General features: G+C 73.0%; 10 protein-coding genes and 1 pseudogene. 10 read left to right on the top strand and 1 reads right to left on the bottom strand.

Annotated elements, in window-relative coordinates; translation table 11 throughout:
- Window positions 1-2: 2 nt before the first annotated feature.
- The gene (locus tag ACFQ6N_RS16860; protein WP_380649773.1) at window positions 3-2117 is read left to right on the top strand and encodes an ATP-dependent DNA helicase; all 2115 of its coding nucleotides are present in this window, start codon (window positions 3-5) and stop codon (window positions 2115-2117) included.
- Window positions 2118-2289: 172 nt separating this feature from the next.
- Here ACFQ6N_RS16860 and lexA read toward each other — a convergent pair whose 3' ends face one another.
- The gene (gene lexA, locus ACFQ6N_RS16855) at window positions 2290-2952 is read right to left on the bottom strand and encodes a transcriptional repressor LexA (protein ID WP_224281048.1); all 663 of its coding nucleotides are present in this window, start codon (window positions 2950-2952) and stop codon (window positions 2290-2292) included.
- 560 nt (window positions 2953-3512) lie between these two features.
- On the opposite strand from lexA, the gene nrdR reads away from it, so the two are divergent.
- The 9 genes and pseudogenes from nrdR (at window position 3513) to ACFQ6N_RS16810 (ending at window position 13158) form a co-directional block, all read left to right on the top strand.
- Entirely contained in the window at window positions 3513-4013 is a 501-nt protein-coding gene (gene nrdR / locus ACFQ6N_RS16850; RefSeq protein ID WP_380649771.1) for a transcriptional regulator NrdR, read from the top strand.
- Between the two features lie 207 nt (window positions 4014-4220).
- Entirely contained in the window at window positions 4221-7103 is a 2883-nt protein-coding gene (locus tag ACFQ6N_RS16845; RefSeq protein ID WP_380649770.1) for a vitamin B12-dependent ribonucleotide reductase, read from the top strand.
- A gap of 224 nt (window positions 7104-7327) precedes the next feature.
- Window positions 7328-7564, top strand: a complete 237-nt coding sequence (locus ACFQ6N_RS16840) for an RNA polymerase subunit sigma-70 (protein WP_380649769.1) — start codon at window positions 7328-7330, stop codon at window positions 7562-7564.
- 3 nt (window positions 7565-7567) lie between these two features.
- Window positions 7568-8134: a Clp protease N-terminal domain-containing protein gene (locus ACFQ6N_RS16835; protein ID WP_380649768.1), complete on the top strand. Its 567-nt coding sequence runs from the start codon at window positions 7568-7570 to the stop codon at window positions 8132-8134.
- Between the two features lie 283 nt (window positions 8135-8417).
- Window positions 8418-10238 (top strand): sensor histidine kinase, encoded by a 1821-nt coding sequence (locus ACFQ6N_RS16830; protein ID WP_380649767.1) that lies wholly within the window; start codon window positions 8418-8420, stop codon window positions 10236-10238.
- Window positions 10238-10645: pseudogene (locus ACFQ6N_RS16825) on the top strand (roadblock/LC7 domain-containing protein); the annotation flags it as partial. The gene ACFQ6N_RS16830 and the pseudogene ACFQ6N_RS16825, both read left to right, overlap by 1 nt.
- 149 nt (window positions 10646-10794) lie before the next feature.
- Window positions 10795-11163, top strand: a complete 369-nt coding sequence (locus ACFQ6N_RS16820; protein WP_380649765.1) for a DUF742 domain-containing protein — start codon at window positions 10795-10797, stop codon at window positions 11161-11163.
- On the top strand, window positions 11144-11917 hold the full coding sequence (locus tag ACFQ6N_RS16815) for an ATP/GTP-binding protein (protein ID WP_380649764.1): 774 nt from the start codon (window positions 11144-11146) through the stop codon (window positions 11915-11917). The genes ACFQ6N_RS16820 and ACFQ6N_RS16815 overlap by 20 nt, the downstream gene beginning before the upstream one ends.
- A complete protein-coding gene (locus ACFQ6N_RS16810) occupies window positions 11914-13158 on the top strand; it encodes a cytochrome P450 (protein ID WP_380649763.1) in 1245 nt (414 codons plus the stop codon). The genes ACFQ6N_RS16815 and ACFQ6N_RS16810 overlap by 4 nt, the downstream gene beginning before the upstream one ends.
- The last annotated feature ends 34 nt before the right edge of the window (window positions 13159-13192 follow it).

The raw sequence follows: 13192 nt of genomic DNA, 5'->3' as shown, positions 1-13192 counted from the left end.
TCATGACGAACGACTCCGAATCCCAGCTCGCGGCGGACCTCGGCGAAGACGCCGGCGAGCCCGTCGCCGTCCCCCGCTCGCAGATCCCCGAGCTGCTGCACGCCGCCGTGGCGGCCGTCGGCGGCGTGGAGCGCGCCGGCCAGGCCCGGATGGCCGAGGCCGTCGCCGACGCCGTCGACCACGGCGAGCACCTGCTCGTCCAGGCCGGCACCGGCACCGGAAAGTCCCTGGCCTACCTGGTGCCCGCGCTCGCCCACGGGGACCGCGTGGTGGTCGCCACCGCCACCCTGGCCCTGCAACGCCAGTTGGTGGAACGGGACTTGCCGCGCACCGTCGAGGCGCTGCACCCGGTGCTGCGCCGCCGGCCGCTGTACGCGATGCTCAAGGGCCGCTCCAACTACCTGTGCCTGCACCGGGCCAACGAGGGCACCCCGAGCGAGGAGGGCGAAGGCCTCTTCGACCCGGTGGACGCGCTCGGCGGGCCCACCGGCAAGCTCGGGCAGGACGTCCTGCGGCTGCGCGACTGGGCCGAGGAGACCGACACCGGCGACCGCGACGACCTCAGCCCCGGCGTCTCCGACAAGGCCTGGGCGCAGCTGGCGGTCACCTCCAAGGAGTGCCTGGGCGCCACCCGCTGCGCGTACGGCCAGGACTGCTTCGCCGAGAAGGCCCGCGAGCGGGCCAAGCTCGCCGACGTCGTGGTCACCAACCACGCGATGCTGGCGATCGACGCGATCGAGGGCGCGCCGGTGCTGCCCGAACACGGGCTGCTGATCGTCGACGAGGCGCACGAACTGGTCAACCGGGTCACCGGCGCGGCCACCGCCGAGCTGACCGTCGGCGCGGTCAACCGGGCGGTGAAGCGGGCCGCCCGGCTCGCCAACGAGAAGGCCGTGGACGCCCTCCAGGCCGCCGCCGAGAACTACCACGGCCTGATGGAGACCGCCCAGCCCGGCCGGGTCGAGGAACTGCCCGAGTACCTGGCGTACGCGGTCACCGCGATCCGGGACGCCTCCCGCCAGGTGATCTCCTCGCTCGGCGAGACCAGGGACAAGGGCCTCAGCGACGAGGACGCCGTCCGCAAGCAGGCGATGGCCTCCGCCGAGACGCTGCACGAGACCGCCGAGCGGCTGCTGGAGGACTCCGAGTACGACGTGGTCTGGATCGAGCGCAGCGACCGCTACGGGCTGGGCACCGCCTCGCTGCGGGTCGCCCCGCTGAGCGTCTCCGGACTGCTGCGCGAGGGGCTGTACAAGGAGCGCTCGGTCGTCCTCACCTCGGCCACCCTCAAGCTCGGCGGGGACTTCACCGGCGTCGCCGCCTCCGTCGGCCTGCCCTCCGAGGCGCGGCTGCCGGACGTCCGCACCGCCGGGGACAACCCGGAGCCCGGCCCCGGGTTCGGCGAGGACGCCGTCCCGCACTGGCGCGGGATCGACGTCGGCTCGCCGTTCAAGTACCCCAAGCAGGGCATCCTGTACGTCGCCAAGCACCTGGCCGATCCCGGGCGCGACCCGGAACGGCCCGACATGCTGGACGAGTTGGCCGAGCTGATCGGTGCGGCCGGCGGGCGGACCCTGGGCCTGTTCTCCTCGATGCGCGGCGCCCAGACGGCCGCCGAGGCGATGCGGGAGCGGCTGGACCAGCGGATCCTGCTCCAGGGCGAGGACACCCTGGGCGAGCTGATCCGCGAGTTCGCCTCGGACGCGACCACCTGCCTGTTCGGCACGCTCTCGCTCTGGCAGGGCGTGGACGTGCCCGGCTCGGCCTGCCAGCTGGTCGTGATGGACCGGATCCCGTTCCCGCGGCCGGACGACCCGCTGATGAGCGCCCGGCAGAAGGACGTCGAACAGCGCGGCGGCAACGGCTTCATGGCGGTCGCGGCGACGCACGCGGCACTGCTGATGGCGCAGGGCGCGGGCCGGCTGGTGCGCGCCTCGGACGACCGGGGCGTGGTGGCGGTGCTGGACCCGCGGGTGGAGACCAAGCGGTACGGGAGCTTCTTCCGCTCCTCGATGCCCGAGTTCTGGTACACCACGGACCGCAACCAGGTGCGCCGCTCGCTCGCGGCGATCGACGACTCGGCGCCGCCCGTGCGGCCGGTCGTGAAGCGGGGCTGAGGCCCGCTCCCCGGGGCCCGCCCCGGGGGAGAACGACGGAGGGGCTCCCCGCCTACGCGGTGGAGCCCCTCTCCGTTGTGGTGCGGGGGCCGTGCGGTTCCTCGGGCCCCTCTTCGGCCGTCCTGCGGCGGGCCCTTCCGGCCGACCGCTCCTCGGGCCCTTCCGGCCGGTGTCAGAGGCGGCGCAGGACCGCGACAACCTTCCCCAGGATGGTCGCGTTGTCGCCGTTGATCGGCTCGTACGCCGGGTTGTGCGGCATCAGCCAGATCCGGCCGTCCTCGCGCTTGAGGCGCTTCACGGTGGCCTCGCCGTCGATCATCGCGGCCACGATGTCGCCGTTCTCGGCGACCGGCTGGCGGCGCACGGTGACCCAGTCGCCGTCGCAGATGGCCGCCTCGATCATCGAGTCGCCGCGCACGGTGAGCGCGAACAGCTCGCCCTCGCCGACCAGCTGGCGGGGCAGCGGGAAGACGTCCTCGACCGTCTGCTCGGCCAGGATCGGCCCGCCGGCAGCGATCCGGCCCACCAGCGGCACGTAGGAGGTGGACGGCCGGCCGGCCGTCTCGGCGGTGTTGGGGCGGGCCACCTCGACGCCGCGGACCTCGTAGGCGCGCGGGCGGTGCGGGTCCCGGCGGAGGAAGCCCTTGCGCTCCAGGGCCATCAGCTGGTGGGCGACCGAGGAGGTGCTGGACAGGCCGACGGCCTGGCCGATCTCGCGCATGGACGGCGGGTAGCCGCGACGCTGGACGGAATCCCGGATGACCTCGATCACCCGGCGCTGGCGCTCGGTGAGCCCGGCCTCGTCGGTACGGATCCCGGGGGGGCGGCCCGGCATCGCACGGGAGGGCGAGGGGTGGGAGTCATCCAGGGCGGGGGAGTGTTCGATCGGCTGGTCGGGCACCCGGTTCGAGCCGGAAAGGGCCGTGCCGGAGAGACGGTGGTCTTCGCTGCGGTCCATGCTGATGTCCACACCCTGCTGATTGTTGGTGCGCTGCCCCACCTTGAACTGGGAGTGCTCCTGCACCGGGATGGTGTTGCTTTCGATCGTGTTCACGGCGGCCCCTCTCGACGGCTGTCCTCTCCCTTTTCCAGCCCAACGCACCTCCTATCGAAAGGTTGCGCCAAACACACGTTCGAGTGAATTATTCGGGAGTTGGCTGACTCGATCAAGGCTTTGTTGTACATCGAGTAAATGTTCGATCGAAACATGCCTCCGGCAGTCTAATCGGCGCCGACACGCCAGGGGTGGCGCTTCCCCCAGAGACCTAGATGTAGTGGCTACAGTCCTCTCCGTGCCCAGTACTAGTGGTCGCCCGCATGATCAGCTTGCCGAGGGCGGGGGCACATCGCTTAGACTCAACAGGTCCGCACGATCTGCCAGGGAGGGATCCCGAGGTGCACTGCCCCTTCTGCCGGCACTCCGACAGCCGCGTTGTCGACAGCCGGACCACCGAGGACGGCAGCTGCATCCGCCGCCGACGGCAGTGCCCTGACTGCGGCCGCCGCTTCACCACGGTGGAGACGGCCGCGCTGATGGTCATCAAGCGCAGCGGCGTCACCGAGCCGTTCTCCCGGCAGAAGGTCATCACCGGCGTCCGCAAGGCCTGCCAGGGCCGACCGGTCACCGAGGACGCGCTGGCCCAGCTCGGCCAGCGGGTCGAGGAGTGCGTGCGGGCCAACGGCAGCGCCGAGCTGACCACCCACGACGTGGGTCTGGCCATACTCGGCCCGCTCAAGGAACTCGACGTGGTCGCGTACCTGCGCTTCGCCAGCGTGTACCAGGCGTACGACGGACTGGAAGACTTCGAGGCCGCCATCGCGGAACTCCGCGCCGAACGGCCCCACACCCCCGAGACGGACGACGCCCGCGTCTCCGTCTCGGCCGCCGCGCCCTAGGAGGCGTCGGCACCCGGCCCCAGGAGGGCCCAGCCGCACCACAACGGCCCCGCGGGGCCCCCGCGCGCCCGGAAACGGGGCGCAGAACACTACAAACCGTGCGTAAGCAGGCGGCGTCTCCGCCTGCCCGCACACCGGAAGAACGAACCAGTAGTGCCCGGACTTTTCAGGGCACTCCGGGCGTTTGCCCAGGAGGAGGAGCGAGAAGTGACAGACACCACGAGCGGTTCCGCACGCGGGTCGAAGTCCGAGAAGACCGCGGCCAAGGGCGCCAAGGCCCCGAAGGGCGGCCTCCGGATGGAGCGCATCTACACCACTCCTGGCGTGCACCCGTACGACGAGGTCCGCTGGGAGCGGCGCGACGTCGTCATGACCAACTGGCGTGACGGGTCGATCAACTTCGAGCAGCGCGGCGTCGAGTTCCCCGACTCCTGGTCGGTCAACGCCGTCAACATCGTCACGTCCAAGTACTTCCGCGGCGCCGTCGGCACCCCGCAGCGCGAGTGGAGCCTCAAGCAGATCATCGACCGCGTGGTGCTCACCTACCGCGCGGCCGGCGAGAAGCACGGCTACTTCGCCACCAAGGACGACGCCGAGATCTTCGAGCACGAGCTGACGCACGCCCTCCTCCACCAGGTGTTCAGCTTCAACTCGCCGGTCTGGTTCAACGTCGGCACCAAGCAGCCCCAGCAGGTCAGCGCCTGCTTCATCCTGTCCGTCGACGACTCCATGGAGTCGATCCTCGACTGGTACAAGGAAGAGGGCATGATCTTCAAGGGCGGCTCCGGCGCCGGCCTCAACCTCTCCCGGATCCGCTCCTCCAAGGAACTGCTGTCCTCCGGCGGCAACGCCTCCGGCCCGGTCTCCTTCATGCGCGGCGCCGACGCCTCCGCCGGCACCATCAAGTCCGGCGGCGCCACCCGGCGCGCGGCCAAGATGGTCGTGCTCGACGTCGACCACCCCGACGTCGAGGCCTTCATCGAGACCAAGGTGAAGGAGGAGGAGAAGATCCGCGCCCTGCGCGACGCGGGCTTCGACATGGACCTCGGCGGGGACGACATCACCTCCGTCCAGTACCAGAACGCCAACAACTCGGTCCGCGTCTCCGACGAATTCATGACCGCCGTCGAGAACGGCACCGAATTCGGCCTGCGCGCCCGGATGACCGGCGAGGTCATCGAGACCGTCGACGCGAAGAAGCTGTTCCGCAAGATGGCCGAGGCCGCCTGGGCCTGCGCCGACCCCGGAATCCAGTACGACTCCACCATCAACCACTGGCACACCTGCCCGGAGTCCGGCCGCATCAACGCGTCCAACCCCTGCTCCGAGTACATGCACCTGGACAACTCCAGCTGCAACCTCGCCTCGCTCAACCTGATGAAGTTCCTGCGCGACGACGACTCGTTCGACGCGACGACCTTCGCCAAGGTCGTCGAGCTGGTCATCACCGCGATGGACATCTCCATCTGCTTCGCCGACTTCCCGACCGAGAAGATCGGCGAGACCACCCGCGCCTACCGCCAGCTCGGCATCGGCTACGCCAACCTCGGCGCCCTGCTGATGGCCACCGGCCACGCCTACGACAGCGAGGGCGGCCGGGCCCTGGCCGGCGCCATCACCTCGCTGATGACCGGCACCGCCTACCGCCGCGGCGCCGAACTCGCCGGCGTGGTGGGCCCGTACGACGGCTACGCCCGCAACGCGGCCGCGCACCAGCAGGTCATGAAGCAGCACGCGGACGCCTCGCTCGACGCCGTCTCGGCCGACGAGCTGGACGCCCCGGTGTGGCTGGCCGCCAACAAGGCCTGGCAGGACGTCGTGCGCCTCGGCGGGCAGAACGGCTTCCGCAACGCCCAGGCCTCGGTGCTCGCCCCGACCGGCACCATCGGCCTGATGATGGACTGCGACACCACCGGCGTCGAGCCCGACCTGGCCCTGGTCAAGTTCAAGAAGCTCGTCGGCGGCGGCTCGATGCAGATCGTCAACGGCACCGTCCCGCGCGCCCTCAAGCGCCTCGGCTACCAGGACGAGCAGATCGAGGCGGTCGTCGCCCACATCGCCGAGCACGGCAACGTGGTGGACGCGCCCGGCCTCAAGTCGGAGCACTACGAGGTGTTCGACTGCGCGATGGGCGAGCGCTCCATCTCCCCGATGGGCCACGTGCGGATGATGTCGGCGATCCAGCCGTGGATCTCCGGCGCCATCTCCAAGACGGTCAACATGCCGGCCGGCGCGACCGTCGAGGACGTCGAGGAGATCTACTTCGAGGCGTGGAAGATGGGCGTCAAGGCGCTCGCCATCTACCGCGAAAACTCGAAGGTCGGCCAGCCGCTCTCGGCCAAGAAGAAGGACTCCGAGGCCAAGGCCGAGGAGGCGCCGGCAGCGCCCGCCGCCGTCGTCGAGAAGGTCGTCGAGTACCGCCCCGTCCGCAAGCGCCTCCCCAAGGGCCGCCCGGGCATCACCACCTCCTTCACGGTCGGTGGCGCCGAGGGCTACATGACGGCCAACTCCTACCCGGACGACGGCCTCGGCGAGGTCTTCCTGAAGATGTCCAAGCAGGGCTCGACCCTCGCGGGCATGATGGACGCCTTCTCCATCGCCGTCTCCGTCGGCCTGCAGTACGGCGTGCCGCTGGAGACCTACGTCTCGAAGTTCACCAACATGCGCTTCGAGCCGGCCGGTCTGACCGACGACCCGGACGTGCGGATGGCGCAGTCGATCGTCGACTACATCTTCCGCCGCCTGGCCCTGGACTTCCTGCCGTTCGAGACCCGCTCGGCGCTCGGCATCCACTCCGTCGAGGAGCGCACCCGCCACCTGGAGACCGGCTCCTACGAGCCGCTGGAGGGCGAGGAGCTGGACACCGAGTCGCTCGCCCAGTCGGCCCCGGTGGTCGCCGCCAAGCCGGCCCCGGCCGTCGAGGCGCCCAAGGAGGCCCCGAAGCAGGCCCACAACTCCACGGAGCTGATGGAGATCCAGCTCGGCCTCAACGCCGACGCGCCGCTCTGCTTCTCCTGCGGCACCAAGATGCGTCGCGCCGGCAGCTGCTACCTCTGCGAGGGCTGCGGCTCCACCAGCGGCTGCAGCTGACCGATCGCTCGACCGCGGGCCTGACCCCGCAGGGGTGAGCCTCCGCTGAGGCGGGGCGAGGACTTCATGTCCTCGCCCCGCCTTTCGCGTTCTCCCGGGCCGTCGGCGCCACGGCCGTTCGCGTTCTCCCGGGCTTGCCGCGCCATGGCCGGGCGGGGGTTGTCGGCAGCCGGGAGTGTCAACCGGGGTTGACATTCGGGTGGGTGTCAACCAGAGTTGACAGTATGAGCGAGAGCGGAGAACTCGCGGCTGCGGCGAGCAGTCGTGACCCTGCCGTGGGGCTCCGGGCGGTCCGTGCGCTGCGTGATCTGGCGGACCGGCTGGAGGGGCTTCAGGTGGGCAGTGCCCGGTCGCAGGGCTGGTCCTGGCAGGACATCGCGGTCTGCCTCGGGGTGACCAGGCAGGCCGTGCACAAGAAGTACGCGAAGCGCGGTACCCGGGGCGACCAGGACGGAGACTGACCGATGTTCGAGCGTTTCACCGAGGCGGCACGACAGGCGGTGGCCACCTCGCAGCAGGAGGCCCGGGAGCTGGGGCACGACCGGATCGGGACGGAGCACCTGCTGCTGGCGGTCTTGGCCGGTCCGGAGGACCCGGCCGTCGCCGTGCTGACCGGGGCCGGGCTGGACCGGGAGGCGGCGCGGCAGGCGGTGCGGCGGCTGCGGGGCGAGGGCGGCCAGGCGCAGGCACTGGCCTCGATCGGGGTGGATCTGGACGCGGTGCGGGAGGCGGTCGAGTCGGCCTTCGGCAAGGGCGCGCTGGACGCCCCGCCCGAGGAGGAGCCGAGGCGGCGGGGCTGGTTCCGGTCCGGTGGTGCCGTGAGCGGGCACATCCCGTTCACGGCCCCGGCGAAGAAGGCCCTGGAGCTGTCCCTGCGCGAGTCGCTGCGGCTGAAGTCGGGGGAGATCGCGGTGGGCCACCTGCTGCTCGGGGTGCTGCGCGAGGAGGCGGGGCTCGGGGCGCGGGTGGTCGCCGACCACGGCCTCGATCCGGCGGCCGTGCGGCGGGCGGTGGAGGCGGAACTGGCGTGAGCCGCGCCACGGGTGGAACCCCGGTCGGCGCCGGGGCCGGTGTCGGGAGTGGTGTCGTGCGGTGTGTGAGGCGTGAACGAAGGAGACTGCCCGTCAACTGGCCGCTTGAGGCCAATGTCTGAATCGATATGATCGGCCCATAGCGTGAACCGATCAGCCGCCCGGAGACGTTTCGCGACGTCCCCGGGCGGTCTGGTATGCGCCCGACCAGCTGTCGGCGGTCGCGACCGTCGCCGACCCGCCGCCGTGCCGCCGCCCGCCGACGTTGCCGAGGACCGCACCGATGAGAGAAGCCACCAGCCCCGACGGCCGGCCGCGCCGACGGCCCGCGCCGCGCACCGCCGCCCTGACCGCGGCCGCCGTCCTGCTGGCGCTGGTCGCCGCACCGGTCGGCGTCAGCCGGGCGCTGGGAGCGCACCAGCCGCTCACCGCCCTCGCCGTGGGCGCCGTCACCGTCCTCTGGCTGATCGCCGTCGGCCTCGCGGCGACCGGCACCGAGCGCTCGCGCCGGCTCGCCGAGGACCTGGAGGAGCAGCACCAGGAGACGAGGGCGGCGCTGGTCATGGCCGGCACCGCCCGGCAGGCCGAGACGGCGGCCCTGGGCCGCGCCACCGCCGCCGAGGCGGAGCGGGACGCCGCCCGCGCCGGGCAGGCCCGGGCCGAGGCGGACGTCGCGGCCGCGCACGCCGAGCTGGCCCGGGTGCGGGCCGGGTTCGAGGCGGAGCGGGCCGGGTGGGCCGCCGAGCGGGCCGCGACCGAGGCGGAGCGGGCCGCCGAGCGGGCCGAGGCCGAGGCGGGGCGGGCGCGGGCCGAGGCCGAGCGCGGCGAACTGGACCGGATCGCCGAGGGCGTGCTGCCCGAGGTGGTGAAGAAGCTGCGCGGGGGCGCGGCCGTGGACAGCGCGCTGGCCGCCCACCGCAAGCACCCCCAGTACGCGCTGCTGCGTGCCGTCGGTGAGGAGATCGGCCGGGGCGAGCGGCTGCGGGCCGCCGCGCTCGCGGTCTGCGCGACCGCCGCCGGGCGGGTCCAGGCGCTGGCCACGAGCATGCACGCCGAACTGCGCGAGATGCAGCACCGGCACGACGAGGAGGTCCTCGGCGACCTGCTGCGCCTGGACCACTCGACCGCCCAGGCCGGCCGGATGGCCGACAGCATCGCGGTGCTCACCGGCGCCCGTTCGGGCCGCCGGTGGGCCAAGCCGATCCTGGTGGAGTCGGTGCTGCGCGGAGCGCTCGGCCGGATCGGCGCCTACCAGCGGGTGCGGCTGCACAACGCCAGCACGGCCGCGGTCGCCGGGTACGCGGCCGAGGGCGTCATGCACGCGCTGGCCGAACTGCTGGACAACGCCACGAACTTCTCCGCTCCGCCGGCCGAGGTGCACGTCTACGTCGAGGAGGTGCCGGCCGGGCTGGTGGTCACCGTCGAGGACAGCGGGCTCGGGCTGAGCGACAGTTGGCTGCGGCGGGCCGAACGGGCCGTCTCCGCCGAGCCGTTGGACCTCAGCACGCTGTCCGCCGGTACCCGGCTGGGGCTCGCGGTGGTCGGCATGCTGGCGCGCAAGCACGGGCTGCAGGTCTCCTTCCGGCCGTCGGCGCGCGGGGGTACCGGAGTGGTGATGCTGATCCCGCACCAGCTGGTCTCGCACCCGGCTCCGACGGCGGCCCCGGTGGCCCCGGTCGCCGTCCCGGCCGCCACGGCGGTCCCGAGGCAGGCCCAGGCGCCGGTCGCGGAGCACCCGCGCCCCGCGCTCACTCCCGCCCGTCCGGCCCCCGCGCCGCTGCCGCCCGCGCCCGCCGCGCCGACCCCGCTCCCCGCTCCGACGGCACCCGCCGCCACGCCGCTGCCGCCCGCGCCCGCCCGGCTGACCGACAGCGGCCTGCCGCAGCGCCGTCGCGGGCAGACGCTGGCCACCGCCCCGGCGACGGAGCGGGCGGCGAAGCCCGTACGCGCCGACGCGGCGAGCGCGGCCGCCCGGTTCGGCGCGTTCCGCCGGGCCGCCGCCCGACCGGTGGAGGGCGAGCAGCGCTCCACCGGGACGCCGACCACGGATACCGACACCGACACCACGCCCGACGCTTCCCCCGTCACCGAGAAGGACACCTGATGAGCAGCGCCCCCGATCGCGACCTCGACTGGCTGTTGGAAAACCTGCTGGCGGCGACCCCGGGCACCCGGCACGCCCTGGTGCTCTCCGCCGACGGCCTCAAGCTCTGCCACACCGCCGGACTGAGCGCCGACCAGGCCGACCAGCTGTCCGCGATCGCCTCCGGTCTGCAGAGCCTGGCGCACGGCGCCTCGATCGAGTTCGGTGACGGCAGCGGCGGCGTCCGGCAGTCGATGACCGAGTTCCACGGCGGCATCCTGTGCATCGTGGCGGCGGGCGAGGGCGCGCACCTCGCGGTGGTCACGGACGACGACGCGGACGTCGGCGTGGTCGGCCACAACATGCACGGCCTGATCGAGCAGATCGGTGTCCGCCTCAGCGCACCGGCCCGGGGCGCCGAGGACGGGCCGGGGGACGCGGCGGCGGCCGGGCTGTCGGCCGAGCTGTCGGACGAGGCGGCGGTCGAGGCGGCGGTCGAGGCGGCGGTCGAGGCGGCGGTCGAGGCGGCGGTCGAGGCGCCGGGCGGGAGTGCCACGGTCCAGGAGGGCGCGGGGATATGACCGACGGGCGGGCGCTGAAGGGCCGGGACGACGACCCGGACCGCCTCTACACCATCACCAGGGGCCGCAGCCGGGCCCCGGAGAACGCCTTCGACCTGGTCACCCTGATCGTCGCCGAGCGGCAGCCGGCGCCGGGGATGCAGTCGGAGCACGCCCGGATCCTGCGGATGTGCGAGGCCCCGACCGCCGTCGTGGAGGTGGCGGCGGAGCTGGCACTGCCCATCTCGGTGGTGAAGATCCTGCTCGGCGACCTGCTGGAGTCCGGGGCGGTCACCGCCCGGCACCCCCGGTTCGCGCCGAACAAGGCCCGGCTGCCCGACCTCGACACGCTGAAGCAGGTGCTGCATGGCCTCCAACGGCTCTGACGCCCGGCCCGCCGCCCCGCGCACCCCGCTGCGGGCGACCGCCGACAACGCACTGAAGATCGTGGTGGTCGGCGGCTTCGGGGTGGGCAAGACCACCCTGGTCGGCTCGGTCAGCGAGATCCGCCCGCTGAACACCGAGGAGGTGATGACCCGGGCGGGGGAGGGCGTCGACCCGGCCGGTGCCTGGGGCAAGCGCTCCACCACGGTCGCCTTCGACTTCGGCCGGATCACCCTCTCCGAGCGCCAGGTGCTGTACCTGTTCGGCGCGCCCGGGCAGGAGCGCTTCTGGTTCCTCTGGGACCGGCTGTTCAGCGGCGCCCTGGGCGCGGTCGTCTTGGTCGACACCGGTCGGCTGGAGGAGTCCTGGTACGCGATCGACCGGTTGGAGCACCACGGCACCCCGTTCATCGTGGCCCGCAACAACTTCGGCGAGCCGACCCACACCCTGGAGCAGGTCCGGGAGGCGCTGGACCTGCCGGCCGAGGTGCCGCTGGTGGACTGCGACGCGCGGGACCGGGAGTCCGGCAAGCGGGTGCTGATCCGCCTGGTCCGGCACCTGGCGGCGCTGGCCGGAGCCGACGAGGCGGAGCTGACGGGCTTCGACGCGGGCTCCGCCGCGGACGTCGGCTCGGGCGCCGACCCGGGCTTCGACGAGCCCGCGTCGACAGGCCTCGACGAGGCGGAGCCGACGGGCTTCGACCAGGCCGCCCCGGCAGCGGCCCCCACCGCGATGTACGAGGAGAGCACCCCGTGACCGAGCCCGCCGCCACCCCGCCGCCGGGCTGCCCGGCGCACGCCGGCGCCACGCCGCTGTACGGGCCGCGCTTCCAGACCGACCCGGGCCAGCTCTACCGCGAGCTGCGCGCCGCGCACGGCCCGGTCGCCCCGGTCGAACTGGCCGGCGGCGTCCCCGCCTGGCTGGTCATCGGCTACCGCGAGCTCCAGTTGGTGACCGGTCAGCCGCAGTTGTTCGGCCGTGACTCCAGCCGCTGGCACGCCTGGGAGACGCTGCCCGCCGACTGGCCGTTGAAGCCGATGATGGCGCCCGTCCCCTCGATCCTGTACGCCGAGGGCGAGGAGCACGTACGGCGTTCGCGTGCGGTCACCGACGCGCTGGCCGGGATCGACGCGTACGAACTGCGCAAGCACGCCGAGGAGATCGCCGACGGGCTGATCGACGAGTTCGCGGGGCGCGGCGAGGCGGACCTGGTGGCCGAGTACGCGCACCGGATGCCGCTGCTGGTGCTGTGCCGGGTGCTGGGCCTGGACGAGGAGCAGGCGCCGCAGCTGATCGCGGCGCTGCTGGCCATGCTGGACGGCGGCCCGGACGCGCCGGCCGGTGCCCAGCGGCTGCTGGGGCTGATGCACGCCCTGGTGGAGGAGAAGGCCGAGCACCCGGGCGCCGACGTGGCCTCGCGGATGCTGGCGCACCCGGCCGGGCTGACCCACGACGAGGTGATGCGCGACCTGCGGGTGCTGCTGATCGCCGGACACCAGCCGTCCTCGTACTGGATCTCCAACGCGCTGCGGCTGATGCTGACCGACGAGCGGTTCGCGGCCTCGCTGGCGGGCGGCCGGCGCAGCATCAGCCAGGCGCTCAACGAGGCGCTCTGGGAGGACACCCCGACGCAGATCTTCGCCGGCCGTTGGGCGGTCCGGGACACCCAGTTGGGCGGTCAGCGGATCGGCGCGGGCGACCTGGTCTTGCTGGGCTTCGCCGGGGCCAACGCGGACCCGGCGGTCCGGCAGGCCGACGGCCGCCCGGCCGAGGGCAACCGGGCGCACATGAGCTACTCGTACGGCGAGCACGGCTGCCCGTTCCCGGCCCAGGAGAGCGCCGAGGTGATCGCCACCACGGCGATCGAGGTGCTGCTGGACCGGCTGCCGGACCTGCGGCTGGCGGTGGCCGAGCACGCGCTGGTGTGGCGGCCGTCGGCCTGGGTGCGCGGGCTGGTGGCGCTGCCGGTCTCGTTCACGCCGGGGTACCCGGCCTGAGCCGGCGCGGCGCCTGCCGCGCCCGCCGCGCGCT

The sequence above is a fragment of the Kitasatospora sp. NPDC056446 genome (genome assembly GCF_042796115.1).
Lineage (GTDB): Bacteria > Actinomycetota > Actinomycetes > Streptomycetales > Streptomycetaceae > Kitasatospora.
This window is presented reverse-complemented; position numbering and strand designations above follow the sequence as displayed.

Excerpts from the sequence above, each read along its gene's own strand:
- ACFQ6N_RS16830 (WP_380649767.1), top strand. The coding sequence starts at position 8,418 with ATGAGAGAAGCCACCAGCCCCGACGGCCGGCCGCGCCGACGGCCCGCG.
- ACFQ6N_RS16860 (WP_380649773.1), top strand. The coding sequence starts at position 3 with ATGACGAACGACTCCGAATCCCAGCTCGCGGCGGACCTCGGCGAAGAC.
- ACFQ6N_RS16815 (WP_380649764.1), top strand. The coding sequence starts at position 11,144 with ATGGCCTCCAACGGCTCTGACGCCCGGCCCGCCGCCCCGCGCACCCCG.
- ACFQ6N_RS16840 (WP_380649769.1), top strand. The coding sequence starts at position 7,328 with ATGAGCGAGAGCGGAGAACTCGCGGCTGCGGCGAGCAGTCGTGACCCT.
- ACFQ6N_RS16835 (WP_380649768.1), top strand. The coding sequence starts at position 7,568 with ATGTTCGAGCGTTTCACCGAGGCGGCACGACAGGCGGTGGCCACCTCG.
- ACFQ6N_RS16820 (WP_380649765.1), top strand. The coding sequence starts at position 10,795 with ATGACCGACGGGCGGGCGCTGAAGGGCCGGGACGACGACCCGGACCGC.
- lexA (WP_224281048.1), bottom strand. The coding sequence starts at position 2,952 with ATGCCGGGCCGCCCCCCCGGGATCCGTACCGACGAGGCCGGGCTCACC.